At 41.6% G+C, this 20,103-nt stretch carries 14 protein-coding genes; 7 read left to right on the top strand and 7 right to left on the bottom strand.

From position 1 onward, the window contains the following. Positions 1–56: 56 nt before the first annotated feature. Positions 57–1,073 (bottom strand): zinc-binding alcohol dehydrogenase family protein, encoded by a 1,017-nt coding sequence (locus BacF7301_RS07160; RefSeq protein WP_167961543.1) that lies wholly within the window; start codon positions 1,071–1,073, stop codon positions 57–59. Positions 1,074–1,211: 138 nt separating this feature from the next. Here BacF7301_RS07160 and BacF7301_RS07155 point away from each other — a divergent pair, with 138 nt between their 5' ends. Further along, positions 1,212–2,375, top strand: coding sequence for an IS4 family transposase (locus BacF7301_RS07155; protein WP_167961421.1), 1,164 nt, complete (start codon positions 1,212–1,214; stop codon positions 2,373–2,375). 47 nt (positions 2,376–2,422) lie between these two features. On the opposite strand, the gene fucP is transcribed toward BacF7301_RS07155, so the two are convergent. From fucP to BacF7301_RS07140, 3 genes are read right to left on the bottom strand one after another with little or no spacing between them, the layout of a single operon-like run. Next, complete coding sequence (fucP, locus tag BacF7301_RS07150; RefSeq protein ID WP_167961541.1) at positions 2,423–3,697, bottom strand: L-fucose:H+ symporter permease; 1,275 nt, start codon at positions 3,695–3,697, stop codon at positions 2,423–2,425. A 37-nt stretch (positions 3,698–3,734) separates the two neighbouring features. Further along, positions 3,735–4,658, bottom strand: coding sequence for an amidohydrolase family protein (locus BacF7301_RS07145; RefSeq protein ID WP_167961539.1), 924 nt, complete (start codon positions 4,656–4,658; stop codon positions 3,735–3,737). A gap of 15 nt (positions 4,659–4,673) precedes the next feature. Then, complete coding sequence (locus BacF7301_RS07140; protein ID WP_167961537.1) at positions 4,674–5,606, bottom strand: aldo/keto reductase; 933 nt, start codon at positions 5,604–5,606, stop codon at positions 4,674–4,676. Between the two features lie 178 nt (positions 5,607–5,784). Here BacF7301_RS07140 and BacF7301_RS07135 point away from each other — a divergent pair, with 178 nt between their 5' ends. Next, positions 5,785–6,813 (top strand): LacI family DNA-binding transcriptional regulator, encoded by a 1,029-nt coding sequence (locus BacF7301_RS07135; protein WP_167961535.1) that lies wholly within the window; start codon positions 5,785–5,787, stop codon positions 6,811–6,813. A gap of 479 nt (positions 6,814–7,292) precedes the next feature. Next, positions 7,293–8,006, top strand: a complete 714-nt coding sequence (locus BacF7301_RS07130) for a hypothetical protein (RefSeq protein ID WP_167961533.1) — start codon at positions 7,293–7,295, stop codon at positions 8,004–8,006. A gap of 148 nt (positions 8,007–8,154) precedes the next feature. On the opposite strand, the gene bamJ is transcribed toward BacF7301_RS07130, so the two are convergent. From bamJ to BacF7301_RS07115, 3 genes are all read right to left on the bottom strand, one after another. Further along, positions 8,155–8,754, bottom strand: coding sequence for a BamJ family beta-barrel-assembly machinery protein (bamJ, locus tag BacF7301_RS07125; protein WP_167961531.1), 600 nt, complete (start codon positions 8,752–8,754; stop codon positions 8,155–8,157). Positions 8,755–8,765: 11 nt separating this feature from the next. Continuing rightward, complete coding sequence (locus BacF7301_RS07120) at positions 8,766–10,307, bottom strand: glycine--tRNA ligase (RefSeq protein ID WP_167961529.1); 1,542 nt, start codon at positions 10,305–10,307, stop codon at positions 8,766–8,768. 103 nt (positions 10,308–10,410) lie between these two features. Beyond that, entirely contained in the window at positions 10,411–11,679 is a 1,269-nt protein-coding gene (locus BacF7301_RS07115) for an ATP-binding protein (RefSeq protein ID WP_167961527.1), read from the bottom strand. A 1,044-nt stretch (positions 11,680–12,723) separates the two neighbouring features. Here BacF7301_RS07115 and BacF7301_RS07105 point away from each other — a divergent pair. The 4 genes from BacF7301_RS07105 to BacF7301_RS07090 all read left to right on the top strand — a co-directional run bounded on the left by BacF7301_RS07105 (position 12,724) and on the right by BacF7301_RS07090 (position 20,087). Further along, positions 12,724–13,896, top strand: coding sequence for an AraC family transcriptional regulator (locus BacF7301_RS07105; RefSeq protein WP_167961525.1), 1,173 nt, complete (start codon positions 12,724–12,726; stop codon positions 13,894–13,896). Between the two features lie 285 nt (positions 13,897–14,181). Beyond that, entirely contained in the window at positions 14,182–15,255 is a 1,074-nt protein-coding gene (locus BacF7301_RS07100) for a family 16 glycosylhydrolase (protein WP_167961523.1), read from the top strand. A 90-nt stretch (positions 15,256–15,345) separates the two neighbouring features. Continuing rightward, complete coding sequence (locus BacF7301_RS07095; protein WP_167961521.1) at positions 15,346–18,486, top strand: SusC/RagA family TonB-linked outer membrane protein; 3,141 nt, start codon at positions 15,346–15,348, stop codon at positions 18,484–18,486. Positions 18,487–18,503: 17 nt separating this feature from the next. Next, positions 18,504–20,087 carry a SusD/RagB family nutrient-binding outer membrane lipoprotein gene (locus BacF7301_RS07090; protein WP_167961519.1) on the top strand — a complete coding sequence of 528 codons (1,584 nt, stop codon included), beginning with the start codon at positions 18,504–18,506 and terminating at the stop codon, positions 20,085–20,087. Positions 20,088–20,103 lie beyond the last annotated feature (16 nt).

Here is a 20,103-nt window from a genome sequence, read left to right as displayed (position 1 = left end):
CCTCTCACTTATTACATACCCGAAATATCAACAACTATTCTTATTACAAGAACTTATCAGAACTCAACCAGTATACGGAACACCTTTCCCGGATTAGCCGTCCATTCCTGCATGGCTTCCAAAGCACCTTCCGGTTTCGCTATCTTGGAAATCAACTCTTCTACCGGACAATTTCCTTCTTTCATATAATTGATTACTGCACGGAAATCTGCCGGCAATGCATTTCTGGAACCACGGATATCCAATTCTTTCTGAACGAAAAGTTTCGTTTGGAAAGCCACTTCACTCTTGGCATAGCCGATGCAAACCACACGCCCAGTGAATCCGACTTCATCCACTGCCATTACGTAAGTGACAGGACTTCCGACAGCTTCAATCACGACATCAGCACCGAATCCTTCCGTTATTTCCTGTATCCGTTCATGTACATTTTCTGTCTTAGAGTTAACCACATAAGATGCACCGACTTTCTTCGCCAGTTCCAGTTTTTCGTCATCCAAATCGACAGCAATTACCGTTGCTCCCCTTAGGGCAGCACGTACAATCGCGCCTATACCGATCATGCCACAGCCAATCACCATCACAAATTCGTTATCAATTACCTGCGCACGTGATACGGCATGGAATCCGACACTCATCGGTTCAATCAACGCACAGTCACGGGAAGAGATATTGTCTGCCGGAATAATCTTTGTCCAAGGCAATACGGCATATTCGCACATCACTCCATTACGCTGCACTCCCAGCGTTTCGTTATGTTCGCAGGCATTGACACGACCATTCCGACAGGAAGCACATTTACCGCAATTAGTGTACGGATTCAGCGTCACATTCATTCCTTTCTCGAAACCTGCCGGAACACCCGAGCCGATTTCTTCAATTACCGCCCCTACTTCATGCCCCGGTATCACGGGTAATTTCACCATCGGATTCTTGCCCAGGAACGTGTTTAAGTCCGAACCACAAAAACCGACATACTTGATTCTTACTAATACTTCACCGGCGCCAACGGTCGGTTTTTCCAGTTCAACCACCTTCATTTCTGAGGGGTTGACAATTTGAACTGCTTTCATTTGATATGTTTGATCATTAGTGTCCACTAAAAAATCGCAATAGTTCTTTGAAATATTTGAAATATAGTTAGTTACAAAGGATTCCTGAGAGAACGGATTTGAAATTGTAGATTTGCATCATATTAAATATGATAGCAGATGCATCAAGATAAATACGTTTTCTCACAGTTGGTATCATTCCTTGACCGAAGTAAATTTAATCGCATCGTTACTAAGTATGATGGAGACAAATATGTGAAGTACTTCACATGCTGGAATCAACTACTAGCTTTGATGTTCGGGCAACTCTCAAACAGAGAAAGTCTACGCGACCTTATTATCGCTTTGGAAGCCCATCAAGGGAAAACATACCATTTAGGTCTTGGAAAAAATGTAACCAGAAGCAATTTATCCAAAGCCAATCAAAATAGAGACTACCGTATCTTTGAATCTTTTGCTTATTACATGGTTGAACAGGCACAAAAGAAACTCAAAACTAGTATCTTTAATCTCGGTAGTAATGTTTATGCTTTCGATTCTACAACCATTGACTTGTGTTTGGTTGTATTTTGGTGGGCAAAGTTCCGAAAGAAAAAAGGAGGTATTAAAATACATACACTATATGATATAGAAACTCAAATACCTGCATTCTTCCATATAACTACAGCTTCGGTTCACGATAGCAAAGCTATGAGTGAAATTCCTTATGAGACAGGTGCTTACTACATCTTTGACCGTGGTTATAACTGTTTTAAGAGTCTTTTCAAAATAGAAACCTTAGAGTCCTATTTCGTTGTAAGAGCAAAATCAAACTTACAGTTCAAAGCTATAAATTGGAAACGCCGTTTACCCAGAAATATACTTTCTGATGCAATTGGCGAACTCACTATTTATAAAAGCTCCAAGGATTATCCTTCTCACATACGAAAGGTTTGTTTTTGGGATGAAGAGCAAAAACGTAAGTTTACGTTCCTTACCAATGCTATGGATTTATCTCCGCTACAAATTGCAGAACTTTATAAAAACAGGTGGCAGATTGAGCTTTTCTTTAAATGGCTTAAGCAACATCTGAAAATAAAGAAGTTCTGGGGCAATACAGAGAATGCTGTAAGAATACAAATATACTCTGCAATCATTGCCTATTGCCTTGTAGCAATTATTCAGCATGACATGGAAATTGATAGAACAACTTATGAGATTCTTCAAATCCTGAGCATATCGCTAACTGATAAAACTAGACTTAGAGACCTCTTTAACAAAACTAATTTCAATAATGACAAAGAACGATGCGGTTTTAGTGAACCAAGTTTATTTAAATTTTAACCGTCCGCTTTTTTAGTGGACAGCAATGATGTTTGATAATAAATTTATTAATCGATTACTTTATAACCTTTCCAACCGTAATAGGCACAGAAGACAAAGCAAATCATCGGCACGCAATAGGCCATATAATAGATGTGCTCATTGGCATGCATGAAATAGGCAGTCAACTGCGGGAGACAGGCGTTGCCCACAATCGCCATGACAAGAAATGCAGAGCCGCTCTTTGTCTGATTCCCCAATCCTTTCAATGCCAACGAAAACTGCGTAGGATACATGATGGACATAAAGAAAGAAATAGCCAACATCGCGTATAATCCGACCATTCCGCCCCATATCATGACAACTCCGCACAGGAGAATATTCATCAGTGCATAGATTAACAGCATATCCTGCGGACGGAATTTAACCATCAATCCCGTACCTATCCAGCGTCCTAAAAGAAAAGCGAGCATATACAATCCGAAGAAAGTAGTCGCCGTATCTTCGGGTAGTCCGGCATACGTACAGCAATATACCAAGAAAAGACTGTTGATAGCCGTCTGTCCGCCATTATAGAAGAACTGCGCAATGACTCCCCAACGCAAATGCGAATGTTTCAGTACTCCAAAATCAATCAGCTTTTCTTTCTTATTGTCAGCCGTCGCTTTATCTGAAGAAGCTTCGGCACCCTCATCTCCAATCTTCGGCAGTTTGGAGAATACAAAGACAACAGCTATGGCGACAAGCAGTAAAGCCAATATCAGGTAGGGAAGTTTCATGGCATCCGTTTCCAGTTGGATATAGGCTTGCCAGCCCCCCGGATAATCTACCGGGAGAGTCTCGCGCGTATAGTGAGTTCCACTAAGGATGAGTTTACTCAGGAACATGGCAGCGATGAAAGCTCCCAGACCATTGAAGGATTGTGCCAGGTTCAGTCTTCGCGGAGCCGTTTCGGGAGCTCCTAAAACCGTGACATACGGATTGGCGGCTGTCTCCAGAAAACACATGCCGGTGGCGATAATGAAGAAGATGCAGAGGTAAGCCCAATACTCCTTCAGGATAGCTGCCGGGAAGAACAGCAGGCCACCGATAGCTGCCAATATCAGTCCGAAGATGATTCCCGCCTTATAGCTATATCGCTTCATAAACATAGCTATGGGAATCGGGAAAATAAAATAGGCCAGCCAATAGGCCGTTTCGGTAAAGGAAGCCTCAAAGGTATTCAGCTCGCAGGTCTTCATTAACTGCCGTATCATCGTAGGAAGCAGATTACTGCTTATCGCCCACAAGAAGAAAAGGCAGAAGACCAAAGCCAGAGGTATTGTATATGTATTCTTTTTCATGGTATAATATTGTTTCACAATGTGGTTATTTTCTCAATCATTCAGACATGTTCTTGATGTAAGGAAGCACGGGAAGGTCTGTAAATCCATAAAAGTTCCGAGCATTTTCTCCCAGGAAAAGCGCTTTTTCCTTCTCTGACAATTCAGGTGATTTCAGCACAAAGTCATAGGACATCTTGTAGGTGATAGCTGTAATAGTACGCGGATAATCTGAACCCCACATCAGCTTCTCCATTCCTACCAATTCTGCCGCTTCACGAATAGCCTTAACCGCGCCTTTGAACGGATAGAACTCATCATTGAAAAGCCACGTGATTCCTCCGGATTCAATCATTACATTCGGGTGGCGTGCCAACTTTATCTGTTCGAGCCAATCCGGCAACGTGACCATCCCGAAATGTCCGACAGCTATCTTCAGCCGGGGACATTCTTGAATTATCTCTTCCATTTCAGGAACTTGTGTCGCCCCATCCGCCAAATCAATGGAAAGCATCACATTCCGCTCTTCCATATAGTGGAACATCTGCATCATCTCTTGGCTATTCAGCATCACCCTGCCCTCTTTCAGCAACAGACGATGTGCGGGAATCTTGATAGCTTTAAAACCTTTGGCTATAAGTGCCTTTGCCTGTTCCAGAAATCCCGGTTTACGAAACTCACACATTCCGCATACAAAGAAACGATTGGGATAACAGGCAACAACCTCGGCTAAATATTCATTCTGTATGCCATCAATAAATTCCTGTGTAATGACAGCGGCAGACACTTGCGCATAGTCCATATTCGACAGAAAGACTTCCGCACTATTCACTCCGTCTATCATAAAAGGTGGAACCATCTGCCGGATTTCTCCCATAAATAACGAACGGCCGTTTTCAAGCGTTCGGATAGGGAGTCCATCTACGACCGTATCCTGCCGTAACCACAGATGAGCGTGTGCGTCAATAATTGTGTAGTCCATACGAGCGGTTCTGTTTTATGAGTTTGCCCAGCTTACGCGTTTCTGTTCTCCGATAATATCCTGTACTTCCCGAACGAGTTCCCAATCAACCGGTTTCTCGATGAAAGCGATATTCTTTTTCACATTTTCAGGATTAGTCGTACTGAACAAAGTGGTAGCAATACGAGGATTGCTGACTGAGAATTGCATGGCAAGTTTCTCAATCGGATAGTTTTTCGCTTTGCAATATTCCATTGCTTTGCGACAAGCCTCTACTAAAGGCTTTGGAGCCGGATGCCAAGCGGGAACACCCCGTTCGCTCAATAGTCCCATTGAAAGCGGAGAAGCATTGATTACACCTATTTCTTTAGATTCAAAGTAATCCAGGAAGTCAGCCAGTTTATCATCGCACAGGCAATAATGGCAGAAACTAAGGACAGATTCAACCGTACCGCTTGGAGAGTGGTCGATGACCCATTTCAGATTCTCCAGTTGCAAGTCGGTGATTCCGACATGACCTACGACACCTTTCTCACGCAATTCCACCAAAGCTGGTAGTGTCTCATTTACAACTTGGTTTAAATCGGCAAATTCAACATCGTGCACATTTATCAAGTCGATAAAGTCTATGTTCAAGCGTTCCATACTCTCATACACACTTTCGGTAGCACGCTTGGCAGAATAATCCCATAAGTTCACACCGTCTTTGCCATAACGTCCCACCTTTGTAGACAGATAATAGCGGTTTCGAGGAAGTTCTTTCAGTGCTTTCCCCAGTACGGTTTCTGCTTTATAGTGTCCGTAATAAGGAGAGACATCTATAAAATTCATCCCAGCTTCAACAGCAGTAGCTACCGCCTGGATACCTTCTTTTTCTTTCAAATCATGGAAAACTCCCCCTAAGGAAGAAGCTCCGAAACTAAGAGAGGAAACTTTCATCCCCGTCTTTCCGATTTCATGGTATTGCATACTTTTAGGTTTTAAATAGTTTTGTATGCGACAAAAATAGGTCAGGAATGATTGCCGTCGGTCAGAGGAGAGCGTAAAAAGCAACGTAACGGTTTACGTAAAAAATATTGCTTCAAATGCTCTTATTTATCCGGGAATGTGCTTTCTTTGTAAAAGATTCAAAGCAGAAGACCTTTTAATGGAAAACCGGAAACATACTTCACTCAAAGATCTTGCCCAAGCATTGGGTGTATCGATTCCCACTGTATCCAGGGCGTTGAAAGACAGTCCCGAAATCAGTCGTGAACTTTGTGCCAAAGTTAAGGAAGTGGCCAAAGAGATGAATTATCGTCCCAACCCTTTCGCCATGAGCTTGCGGAAAAATGCTCCACGCATTATCGGTGTGGTCGTTCCGGATATCGTTACCCATTTCTTCGCTTCTATCCTGAACGGAATAGAGAACATGGCTATCGCCAACGGATACTTTGTGATTATCACTACCTCACACGAGTCTTATGAGCATGAAAAGCGGAATATCGAGAATCTGGTCAATATGCGTGTGGAAGGTATTATCGCCTGTCTCTCCCAAGAAACAACCGATTTCTCCCACATCTCCGCCTTGAAAGACATCAATATGCCGCTTATCCTGTTTGACCGTGTTTGCCTGACGGATCAGTTTTCTTCGGTCGTAGCGGATGGGGCACAATCAGCGCAAATGGCTACACAACATCTGTTGGATAATGGAAGTAAACGGGTAGCCTTTATCGGTGGAGCAAATCATTTGGATATTGTAAAGAGAAGAAAACATGGCTATCTGGAAGCCTTGCGTGAGAATCGTATTCCTATCGAAAAAGAGTTGGTTGTTTGCCGGAAGATTGATTATGAAGAAGGTAAGATTGCGACTGAAACATTGCTGTCTCTCCCTCAACCGCCCGATGCTATTCTTGCGATGAATGATACATTGGCTTTCGCGGCTATGGAAGTTATCAAAAGCCATAATCTCCGCATACCGGATGATATCGCTATTATCGGATATACGGATGAACAGCATGCTAATTATGTAGAGCCCAAATTATCAGCAGTATCTCATCAGACGTATAAAATGGGAGAAGCAGCCTGCCGGTTGCTGATTGAACAGATTAAGGGAGATAAAACTGTCAGACAAGTGACGATTCCGACGCATTTGCAGATTAGGGAGAGTAGTATTAAACCATACATTTTATTTTAATATATAAATCTAAATATCATAACTCATTGTTTTTTTCTTGTAGGCAAACATAAAAGAAATTGCAGAATAAAAGTAGCACTTTTACGTAAAAGTGCTACTTTTATTCTGCAACTCATTTTTTAGTAAAAAACTAAATAGTTTTTTTTACAAACACCAATAATTTTAAAAGCTACGAATACAAAATAACTTAGAGATGGCATAGCAATTTTTCGATAAAGGAATAAAACAGTTAGTCACACATCCATACTATCTAGGATTCATATCATATTAAAAGAGAGAAGACTGATAGAGTAAGCTAAAGATGAAATATAGCCAAACTAAGCATTATTTCTAGAACCTACAGACTGAAAAAAATACTTGAATAATATTTCATATTATATTAGGATAGTCCAAAACAAACTCGTATATTGTAGAATCATTTGAAACGAGCTCAAAACAAATGAACACAAAACCAATTGAAAACATTAAAATTTAGTATCATGAAAACATTTATCCATTATTTGGTAGCTTGTATTATATTAGGAATGGTACAAGCATGTAGTCAAAGTACATTTGAAGAAGAACTTTTCGATAAAAAGCCTATTGCAGAATCAGGTACTGTGGAATTTAAATATCAAGGAAACATATACGTTTCTAAATACGAGAGAAATGGAAATGATATCATTTATCAAAATAAGGAGGTTGATAATATAGTCAACTTGTTTAAAGAGAATCCCAATCTCTCTGTATATATACACTCAGATGGGCTACAAGAATATTTTGATTCGTATTCCATATTTTTGAATCAAGAAATATCCAACAAAGATTCAGTCAATCCGACTACAAGAGCAACTGGAATTAGTAGTGCCACCCTAACAGTGTATACTAGAACTAAGTATAGAGGAGACAAAGGAAGTTTTACAGTTAACCAACAAAGACCTATCTTACAAATAAATGATTTAGGAGTTTATAATTTAGCTAATAAAATAACCTCGATGAAACTAAATGGTTTAAGCGTTACTGATGGTCCTTTAACATGTAAGGCTACTTTCTTTGAATATACAAATTGTCAAGGAAGATCTTGTACTTTTCAGATTACATATCCAAACATTGACTTAGGAATTAAGGATTTTTCCAGTATCAGCTTAAACCCCATTCCATTATTACCAGAGCCTTTAGATGATAAAACAAACTCAATTAGGCTTGAACTATAACAATGTAAGTTTAACAATAAAAACGTACTGCAAATCTTTCAAGCATATATAAAACGCATACAAGTTTAGAGAAATTATACTAATCATATTAAATAAAGCTACTGATCCATTTTGAATCAGTAGCTTTATTTACATCTACTCCAAAAGATTAAAACTCACAACTTATTATTTGAATATCAAATATTAAAGTCGAATAACCTTTAATAGGAATTGAAGAACCAGTCGGTGTATACTCGCTAGAGCCATAACCATATTTCCATGGGACATAAATTTCGTAACGTTCTCCGACTTTCATCCGTTGCAGAACTTCCGACAAACCTATCACACGCGAATTAACTGCAAATTCTGCTGTTTTTGAGAAATCAATACTAGGATTCGCTTCTGTAAAAACACCTTCAACTACTTCTCCGACAAAATTATCTTGTTCATCAACACTTCCAAGAATATATGATCCCTTATAATATACTGTTACTACATCAGTTGAACGAGGAGATACATTATAAATTTTTCCATCTCCCACAGGAGTTTTCTTTTTAAAATAAATAGGAACTTTAGAATAAGTAATCATATGAATAGAATCCAAGTTGCCACGAGTAGCCAAATCAGCATGCCTATTAGCTATTGAATCAATAAATGCTTCATTACGCGCCTGCCAATTATCATACTTACCAGTCTCTTCAGTTTCACTACAAGCAGTAAACGCAAGAGCCAATAATATTAAGGAGAATAAATAGATCTTTTTACTCATTCGTCAAAGGTTTATTGTAAAGTTTTCAATAGAGAAGTGATGCTTACTCTGTCTGCAATAATGTTATTCAGTTCAGAGATAGCGACACGCTCTTGCTGCATGGTATCACGGTTACGCAATGTCACACAGTTATCTTCTAATGTCTGATGGTCGACTGTTACACAGTACGGAGTACCAATAGCATCCTGACGGCGGTAACGCTTTCCGATACTATCTTTTTCATCATATTGGCAATGGAAGTGGAACTTCAAATTGTCAATGATTTCACGAGCTTTTTCAGGCAGACCGTCTTTCTTCACCAACGGCATAACAGCTAGTTTCACCGGAGCCAAAGCAGCAGGTAATTTCAATACTACACGGCTTTCACCATTTTCCAGTTGCTCTTCGCAGTAAGATGCACTCATGATGCTGAGGAACATACGGTCTACACCGATAGAAGTTTCAATTACATACGGAGTATATGATTCGTTCAATTCCGGATCAAAATATTTAATGCTCTTTCCAGAGAACTTCTCATGTTGTGACAAGTCGAAGTTAGTACGAGAGTGGATACCTTCCACTTCCTTAAATCCGAACGGCATCAGGAATTCAATGTCAGTAGCCGCATTTGCATAGTGAGCCAATTTATCATGGTCATGATAACGATAGCTACCATCACCAAAGCCCAACGCCTTGTGCCATTTCAGACGGATTTCTTTCCATTTCTTGAACCAGTCGAGTTCAGTTCCCGGCTTTACGAAGAACTGCATTTCCATCTGTTCAAACTCACGCATACGGAAGATGAACTGACGGGCAACAATCTCGTTACGAAAAGCCTTACCAATCTGAGCAATACCGAAAGGAACTTTCATACGACCTGTTTTCTGTACATTCAGGTAGTTTACGAAAATACCCTGAGCAGTTTCCGGACGAAGATAAATCTTCATTGCACCGTCGGAAGTAGAACCCATTTCAGTAGAGAACATCAGATTGAACTGGCGAACCTCTGTCCAGTTCTTAGTACCGGAAATAGGACATACGATTTCTTCGTCAACGATGATTTGGCGGAGTTCATCCAAGTTATTATCATTCAGCGCCTTTGCAAAACGAGTGTGAAGAGCATCACGCTTTGCCTGATGTTCCAATACACGTCCGTTAGTAGAACGGAATTGAGCCTCATCGAAAGTTTCACCGAATCTCTTGGCAGCTTTCGCTACTTCCTTATTGATTTTATCATCATACTTGGCTAACTGATCTTCAATCAGTACGTCGGCACGATAACGTTTTTTAGAATCTTTATTGTCAATCAAAGGGTCATTGAATGCGTCTACGTGTCCGGAAGCTTTCCAGATAGTAGGGTGCATAAAGATGGCAGAGTCGATCCCGACAATGTTTTCGTGCAACAGCACCATGCTGTCCCACCAATATTTCTTAATGTTGTTTTTCAATTCAACGCCCATCTGACCGTAGTCATACACAGCGCCCAGTCCGTCGTAGATATCGCTTGAGGGGAATACGAAACCGTACTCTTTGCAGTGCGATACAAGTTTCTTAAAAACGTCTTCTTGTGCCATTTTCTTTTCTATATCTATTAATTTGATTTTCCTTTTTTCGTAAAAAGTGCCACAAAGATAGGCATTTATCTCATAAATAAGACAGAGAGGGTATTAATTTATCTTATTTACCCAACAACCACTTCCAAACCGGTATTACCTTAATCGTACATTCCTCCAACTCAATCTGTTCTTCATCGTCATACGTTATTATCAATAACTGCCGACATTCAACTACTTTACTCAATTTTACCAATGCCTGAACTTCCCGTTGAAAAGTCTCATCAGAGAGATTCATGGTATAACAAACCTGTATAGCCACTCCTGTTTCAGGCAAGTAAAAATCAACCTCTACATTTCTATTATAGAAGAATACAGCATCGTCCGTTCCATAACGCCGCAATAGTGTCACAGCGACCAAATTCTCAAGCAATGAGGTATCAGCATCCAAAAGAAGTAAATTGAGGATACCATTATCTGCAAAATAATATTTAGGATTGGTTTCACGCTCTACCAATTTATCCGCAATATTTTGTATAGGAATTAACAGGCAAGCATCTTTGGCATATTCCATATAGTTAATGACAGTATTCTTCGATATTTTCACTCCGGTCGAAGCTACAATATTAGTTATACGAGTAAACGAAACCGGTTGCTTTATACTTTCGGCCAATTTACGGAAAAGGATGCGTAAAGCAAAAGTATTTTCGATGGAATGTCTTGCTGCAATATCCCCTAAATATATCTTTTGATAGACACTTGTCAGATAATCCCGTTTCGCAGCAAGCGATGCCCCTTCCGGGAAACCACCGGAACGAAAATAATCATTGAATATACGTTTTATTTCCGCCCGACTTTCTGTTGCAAACAAAGAATTCTCTGTAACTCCAACTCCATTAGCATAAAGAAACTCTTTAAAATCATAAGGGTATACATGTACTGTAATGTATCGTCCCCCCAAAGTGGTAGCTACATCCTGACTAAGCATTTTAGCATTGCTTCCTGTCACATAAACCCTATATTTATTATCAGCCAATCGGCGTGCAAACTTGTCCCAACCATCAATATTCTGAATTTCATCCAAGAAAAGCATAGGTCTATCCACTGACATTTCAGCATGCACTTCAAGTATAAGATTTAAATCTGCCGCCGTCATTCCAATCAAACGCTCATCTTCAAAATTCACATATAGCATTTCATTCCAAGTATGCCCACTATGCAAAAGTTCCTGTATCCGTTGATAAAGCAAAAATGATTTTCCTGCCCGCCGGATACCTACAAATACATAATTTCCAAACTCTTCAAACTGAAAACTACGAGATATAACCTGATGTTTGACTACCTCATTTCTATTATCTAATAGAACTTCTTTTAATACTTCTTTTCTAATCATATTTGGCATTTTGTTCTAACCACTGAACAAATATAGGCAATTCCTGTTCAATCAACAAGACAATATTAGTTTTTCATGCAACTATTCATCAATTTCCACCCTTTCCACATCAAATTCCGCCAGTTCCGTTTCCTTATCCACCCTTTTCATCTCCTTGCTCAACATACTTTCAGGCATATAATATTTAAAAGGCCAGATATCTTCAGCAGGTACTAGCAAAGAAAAACAAAATCATTTCTCATATTCTCATAAAAGTATATATTTGCTTGATAATTAAATATATAAACTATGAGAATTAAAATATTTACATGTATTTCTCATACTTTTTTCCTAAAAACACGCTTAAAACAATGCATTTCTCATACTATTTTCGGTATTTCTCATACATCGCAAATGTTATTCTCATAACCTAATCATCAGTACTTAATGAATTGCAGTAAAACCATGAGTTATCTCCATTATAACTAACTGATAATCAAAGATTATCCTACTGTAATCAATAGATTTTCTATAAGACATCTCTATCGTTGCACTCTAGTGAACAAGCTTGTGCACTAGAGTAAACAGGTCTATCCACTTGAGTGCACAGCACTGTTCACTGGAGTACAATAATACAGATGAAGGTAGGAAAATATAATAATGCAGGCTGTGAAAGATATATTATCTACTGACTGAACATACAAACTACGGTTATATTGGTCGCTACATACCAATCTATTGAAACAAAAATAAGCATGATATATAGCATGAGAAATGCGAAATAAAGTATGAGAAATACCTTTTTTGAAGGCATTTTACAGCAATAAGCTATGAGAAATACATGTAGAGATTTTAATTCTCATAGTTTATATATCTAATTATCAAACAAATACACTCTTCTATGAGAATATGAGAAATGATTTTAAAAAATCGTTTCTAGTGCGATAGGGAGCATAGGTCATACAAATTATTCCTGCTACAAAAATTAGTCTTTATTCTAAGAGAATAAAAGAATTCTTTTATATTTGTGCATCCTATCATAATACTAAAGAAAAACAACAGACCATGATTAAGATTCTTCTACTGATAGACTACTCCAGCGAGTTCGACAGGAAGCTGCTACGTGGACTTGTCCAGTACTCCAAGGAAAACGGGCCTTGGCTCTTTTATCGGCTACCTTCTTATTATAGTGCAATGTACGGAGAGCAGGGTATTCTGAAATGGGCAAAAGAGTGGAAAGCCGATGCCATCATCGGCCAATGGAACAACGACACGATTGATTTGCAGAAAGAACTGAATATACCGGTGGTACTACAAAACTATCATCACCGGAGCGTTACTTACTCCAACTTAACCGGTGATTATAAAGGTACGGGAAGAATGGCCGCTCAATTCTTTGCCAAAAGAATGTTTCGCAACTTCGCTTATTTTGGTGTAAAAGGAGTAGTCTGGTCAGATGAACGCTGCCAAGGCTATCACCAGGAAGTAAAACGCATTGGCGGTGAGTTTTTCAGTTTCGAATCTGACAAACAGGAAGACGAGATAAGAATGGAAGTGAGCCGGTGGTTGCAGCAACTTCCCAAACCAATTGCCCTGTTCTGCTGTGACGATGCGCACGCCCTGTTCATTTCCGAAACCTGCCGGATGACCAACATCCATATTCCCGAAGAAATCGCCTTATTAGGTGTGGATAATGACGAACTGATGTGCAACATCTCCGACCCGCCCATCTCATCCATAGAGCTCGAAGTAGAAAGGGGCGGATATTCTATCGGCAGACTCATCCACCAACAAATAAAGAAAGAGCATGAAGGTACTTTCAATATTGTAATCAACCCTATCCGCATCGAACTGCGGCAATCGACGGAGAAACACAATATTAAAGACCCCTATATCCTGGAAGTAGTGAAGTACATAGATTCTCATTACAGCGCCGACCTGACGATAGAATCCCTGCTTGCCAACCTTCCGCTATCCCGCAGGAACTTTGAAGTGAAATTCAAGAATGCGCTGAACACTTCTATCTATCAGTATATCCTGAATTGCCGATGCAATCATCTGGCGGACTTGCTGCTTACGACAGATCGCCCACTGAGCGATTTAGCCATAGAAGTAGGTTTCAAAGATTATAATAATACCTCGCGTGTATTCAAGAAATACAAAGGTTGTTCGCCTATCGAATATCGTCAGAAACGAAATTTGATAATACATAATGTGGGAAGTTCAGCGATAGAATAAAAGAGAATAAGAAGCGAACTCCCACTTTCATTAGATTGCACCTTTCGAAGAAGCCATTACACTGTTTTTTAAGATTCACCTGAACCGCTATCCCGTACTTTATTTATTGTTTTAACACAATCACCTCACAATCTTGCGCAAAATGAAGATTCAATTGCGCAAATTGTGCGTAAATAGATTTAAAATACCCATACTTTTGCAGATATAGAAGACGTCTGAAAAACTATATTTTCATTTTCACCAATTAAAATAATATTATGAATCACTAATTTAAATGTGCAGATTATGAATAAAGGTATAATTTATCTATGCATGGCGCTTTTATGTTTCGCCTGCAATGACTCCGATGCGGGAAACACGCTGCCTCTATCTTTCCAGACTATACAGATGGAAAACAACTCCAACTTTGTCACCCTGACAGCCATCACGGACGGGGATGCAAAAGATGCGTCATTCGAATGGTCTATCCCCAGCAAAAACTTACGACTGACAGGTAGAAGCGTAGTATGCTATTTCGAACAGAAAGGAACGTATGAAGTCACCCTGACAAGTGAATGGAATTCGCAGAAAGGTTCGATTACCAAGACAATTACGATAGAGAACGATTCTTACTACCATCAGCAAGGGGAACAGCTTTGGTGGAATGACGAGTTCACGTCCTATACTCTCGACAAGATGGCCTGGAACTATGATATAGGTACTGAAGGATGGGGAAACAGCGAAAAGCAAAACTATACAAGCAGCTCGGAAAACTCCTTTATCAGAGATGGCAAGTTAGTGATAAGAGCCTTAAAGTTGGACGGGAAAACCGGAGAAGAGAAAGGGGATTTCACTTCTGCACGTATCATGACGAAAGGAAAGATAGAAATCAACCGGGGACGCGTGGAAGTACGCGCCAAAGTGCCCGGAGTGAAAGGTACTGTTCCCGCTATCTGGTTTTATGGTAAAAACGCATACCCTTGCTATTCCGAGCTGGATATGATGGAATATGTGGCCTATGAAAAGAATAAGATTCACGGCACTGCTCACACTACCGCGACACTTGCCAATCCGAAAGAAGAAACAAACGTTTCGTCCGGCACTATCATGGTGAACGACGTAGAAACCAGTTTCCATATCTACGGAATGAACTGGACAGACGAGAAAGTGGAGTTTTATGTAGACGATCCGTCAAATGTGTACCTGAGTTTCACTCCGTCGCAAAAAGACAATCCCCGCTTCTGGCCTTTCAACAGTGAACTGTATCTGATTATGAATGTCTCCGTCGGCGGAACCTGGGGAAGCCGGTATGGCATAGACCTGGATAAATTTCCTTTGGAAATGGAAATTGACTATGTGCGTATTTTCAAAAAGAACTAATTACTAACCTTAAAAGATACAAAAGTGAAAAACTCAATTCATTCATTCCATTCGTCCGAAAGAAGAATTTTCCTAAGGAGTTTTTTTCTAATGGTATATATATGCTGCTTCAGTCTGACAGTATTTGCCCAAACGCAGTTCGTGGTGTCCGGCAAAGTGATCGGAGCAGACAAAGAACCCATTATCGGCGCCACCATTCAGGATAAAGCCAATAAAATCGGAGTAATCTCGGATATAAACGGTAATTTCAGCATTAAGGCATCTTCACGCAACGCCACACTCCACGTCAGCTATATAGGTATGAAATCCACGGAAGTCAAGGTAGAGGGAAAGTCCACACTTACAATAGTCCTGGAAGAGAATACAGTAAAAATAGACGAAGTAGTGGTCACGGCACTCGGCATCAAACGGGAAGCGAAAGCTTTGGGATATGCCGTATCTTCAGTAAATAACGAAACACTGACTGCCGGTAACGAGCAGAATGTGATGTCCGCCATCTCCGGTAAAGTAGCAGGCGTCGATATCTCTTCCACCACTGCAGGCCCTTCAGGTTCCACACGCGTCATCATACGCGGTAACTCGCAATTGAGCGGTTCCAACCAACCGTTGTATGTTATCGACGGCATGCCGGTAGACAACACCGAACTGGAAGGAGCCGGGAAATGGGGCGGATACGACTATGGCGATGTGCTTTCCTCTCTCAATCCGGATGATATTGAAAACATCTCCATTCTGAAAGGTCCTTCGGCATCCGCACTCTACGGTTCAAGAGCTTCCAATGGTGTCGTACTCATCACCACCAAGTCCGCCGGCAAAAAGAAAGGAATCGGAGTGGAATTTTCATCCAATCTCAGTATCGTAAAACTGTTAAGCAACTTCGACGATTACCAGCGTGTCTACGGACAAGGACGCGACGGCCGCCCGCCGATGTCCCCGGAGACAGCCTCGAACACGTCGCAAGTGTCTTGGGGTGGTAAACTGGATCCGAGCCTGGAAGCCAACATTTATAACGGGGAATTGCGCAACTACGGAAATGTGAACAATAACATATTGAGCTTTTTCCGCACCGGCATCACAACGACCAATGCCGTAGCTTTCAACAAGACCAATGATAACACATCTTTCCGTGTATCCATATCGGATATGCGCAACTGGGATATCGTTCCCGAATCGGACTTGAACCGCACAAGCGTTTCTTTCAAGGGAAGTGCCAAAATGACCAAACGCTTGACAGTAGAAGCACAGGGTACTTACAGCTACGAGACTGTAAAGAACCGTCCGGCATTGTCCGACAGTCCCAGCAATATAGGTAACGCCCTGATCGGTATCGCACCGAACTTCGACCAGAAATGGCTGGCAGCCAACTACAAAGACGAAGCCGGACGCTACAACGACTGGAACGGGGACAAATACCGTATCAATCCTTACTGGGTAATCAATGAAATGAGCAACAAATCGAAACGCGACCGCCTGATGGGACAAGGACGTGTCTATTATTCCTTTATGGACTGCCTGCAAGCCAGTTTCAAGGCAGGACTGGATTCTTATACTTTCCGGTTTACGGACTTCACGCCTATGTACACTCCCGGTTTCGTGGACGGCTTGATGAAAGAAATGACCAACAACGTGATGCAATACAACTTCGAAATGATGCTTCGTTTCCAGAAACGTTTCAAGGATTTTGATGTTTCGGCTTTTGCCGGCGGCAATGTCATGCGTTACGAGTATGAATCAATGATACAAACAGGACAGTCACAAGTGATACCCGACCTGCAGGATATTACCAACTACTCCAGCATAGAGACAGAACACGCATTGGTACGCAAGGCGGTACGCTCCCTGTTCGGACAGGTAAGTCTGGGATATAAGGAACTGATCTATATTGATGCCACTTTCCGCAACGACGTATCTTCCACATTAAGTGCCAGCAACCGTTCTTATTTCTATCCTTCCGTATCGGGAAGCTTGATATTCTCCAACCTCTTCGAGCATAAGGACTGGCTGACATTCGGAAAGCTGCGCGGATCATGGGCGAAAGTGGGTGGTGATACAAGCCCTTATCAGTTGCAATTGGAATACGGTCTGAAAGCATACACCAACAAAGGTACATCTCTGGGATATATAGCATCCGGCTCCGTACCCAACGCCAACCTGAAACCGACCTCTACTTATTCGTTCGAAGTAGGATTGGACGTGCGCTTCTTTGACAACCGCTTGGGACTGGACCTGACTTACTATCAACAGACGACCAAAGATCAGATTCTATCTCTTCCGTTGTCACAAGCTACCGGATACAAACGTGCCGTTATCAATGCCGGTGAAATAGCAAACAAAGGTATCGAGGCTTCTCTCTCGTTCGTCCCCGTAAAAACGAAGAATTTCACATGGGATGCCAGCGTCAACTTCGCGAAAAACTATAATGAGGTGGTAAAACTGCATGATGAAGTAAAAGACTTCGAACTGGCTTCCGCCCGTTGGGCAAACGCTTCCATCTATGCCAGCGAAGGTCAGCCTTATGGCGTTATTGTTGGCAAGAAGCTGAAACGTACGGAGAAAGGGGATGTTATTTTTGAAAACGGGCTGCCCACTTTCGACGACAAGGTTTCCGTTCTAGGAAATGGCAACTATGATTTCACGCTGGGTTTCCGCAATGCGTTCACCTACAAGAATCTCTCAATGAGTGTATTGTTCGATATGAAATTCGGTGCGGATATTTATTCCATGAGTGCTATGCAGTCTCACGTAAACGGTACGTCGAAAGAGACATTGGAAGGACGCCAGGAATGGTATCGTTCCGAGCAAAAACGGCAATCGGCAGGCGTTCCGGCAGGAAACTGGATAGCTACCGGCGGCTATGTGGGTAAAGGAGTGATGGCAATAAAGAATGACGATGGTGAGATGATGTATGTGCCCAACAATGTATGTGTAGACCCCGCGAAATACTGGCAGGCACTGCAAACAACTTCTCCCGAACCGTTCATCTACGATAATTCATTCGTTAAGCTACGCGAAATATCGCTCTCTTATACCTGCCCCAAGAAATGGTTCGTACATACTCCTATCGAGTCGATAACCCTCTCTGCTTACGGGCGTAATCTATTGTTAATCTATTCCAATGTCGACAATATAGATCCGGAATCTTCTTACAACAACGGCAATGGTCAGGGATTTGAGTATGGCTCATTACCTTCACGCCGCACCTTCGGATTCGGCATTAATGTTAAATTCTAATATAACGCACACCGAATATGAAAAGAATAAAATGGAATTTCCTAATTGTCAGCTTCTTCTGCCTGTGCAGTTGCGCCGACCTCACAGAGTTGAATGAAAATCCGACGAAGGCAACCGGCATCTCTTCTCATTTGCTGATACCTACTATACAATTGACTCATTCACAATACCTGCAGAGTACTCTCCGCTATATGATTTTTCCGGGAGCGTTTGTCAACCACTGGATTGGCGGCTGGAGTATGCAGGAATATGGTGGCAAGTGTAAGAAACGTGTCGACTACATGGAACGTCTTTGGACAATCTACTATCCGGAAATTATCAAGACAGCCGTCGCCCTGATAGACCAGACCGCCGACAACCCGGAAGAAACCAACCTGAATGCCATCGGCCGTATCCTGAAAGTGGAAGCTTTCCTGAAACTGACCGATTATTACGGTGATATTCCTTACTTTGAAGCAGGTAAAGTCTATCAGGAAAATATTGTAAAGCCGAAGTATGACAAACAGGAAGATATCTACATGGATTTTCTGAAAGAACTGCGAGAGGCTTCCGCCCAACTGACCCCGACAGCCATAGCGCCTCAGAATGACCTTTATTTCAACGGCGACATAGAAAAGTGGAGACGTTTTGCCAATTCTCTGTGGCTGCGTATCTCCATGCGGCTTCTGAAAGTAAACCCGACACTCGCACAGCAGGAAGCCAAGGCTGCCTATGAAGCGGGAGTAATGAACTCCAACCAGGACATTTGTTATGTGGAGCATGAATCCAGCAGACTGGAAGAAGGACCCGGCAACGGATTCGCCAACCAATTGCTGGAAGACCCGCAACACAGTAATTACCGCATGACCACCGAACTGCTGGATGCGCTGACTTCCGTCAACGACCCGCGTACCGTATATATAGGAGGCGCATATACCGATGGCGACCGCGTAGATATAACCACGCAGGTGTATGAAAAGTTGGGAGCCTATCAGGGAGTTCCCGCACAGGACTTTATTTATAATGCATGGTCGGCGGCATTAACGCTCACGGTTGACGGAAAAGAAGTAAGCGTCACTCATAATTATCAAAAGATGCAGCCTTCCAAACTATTGACTAATCCGGGTTCTCCATATATTCATCTCAGCTATGCGGAAACCGAATTTTATTTGGCCGAAGCGGCTGTCCGCCAGTGGAACGTATCCTCTGAAAGTGCCAAAGAGCACTATAAGAAGGGCTTGAAAGCGGCAATCAAACAATGGGAACTGTTCGGAGCCACTCTGCCAACAGACGCACAAATCAATACGTTTGTAGATAAACAGGCTGTATTGCTGGATGCCGGGACTACCGGAGCATTAGAGGAAATAAACAAGCAATTATGGATACTCTATATCCTCGACCCGATTGAAGCATGGTCTAACATCCGCCGCACTGAAATGCCGAGCAAATATGTCATGTTCAAGAACCTCGCCCCTACGGAGAATGAGTCTAACGGAAAACGTCCTGCCCGCATGATGTATCCGATAGAAGAACAGACCAAAAACAAGGCTAATCTAGAAGCAGCCCTCGAACGCATCGGTGGTACGGACGACTGGACAAAACGTATGTGGTGGGACAAATAATAAAAATAAGACTGAA

Source organism: Bacteroides faecium (assembly GCF_012113595.1).
GTDB classification, from domain to species: domain Bacteria; phylum Bacteroidota; class Bacteroidia; order Bacteroidales; family Bacteroidaceae; genus Bacteroides; species Bacteroides faecium.
Note: the sequence above shows the minus strand (reverse complement) of the source record. Positions and strands in the feature narration are given on the sequence as shown.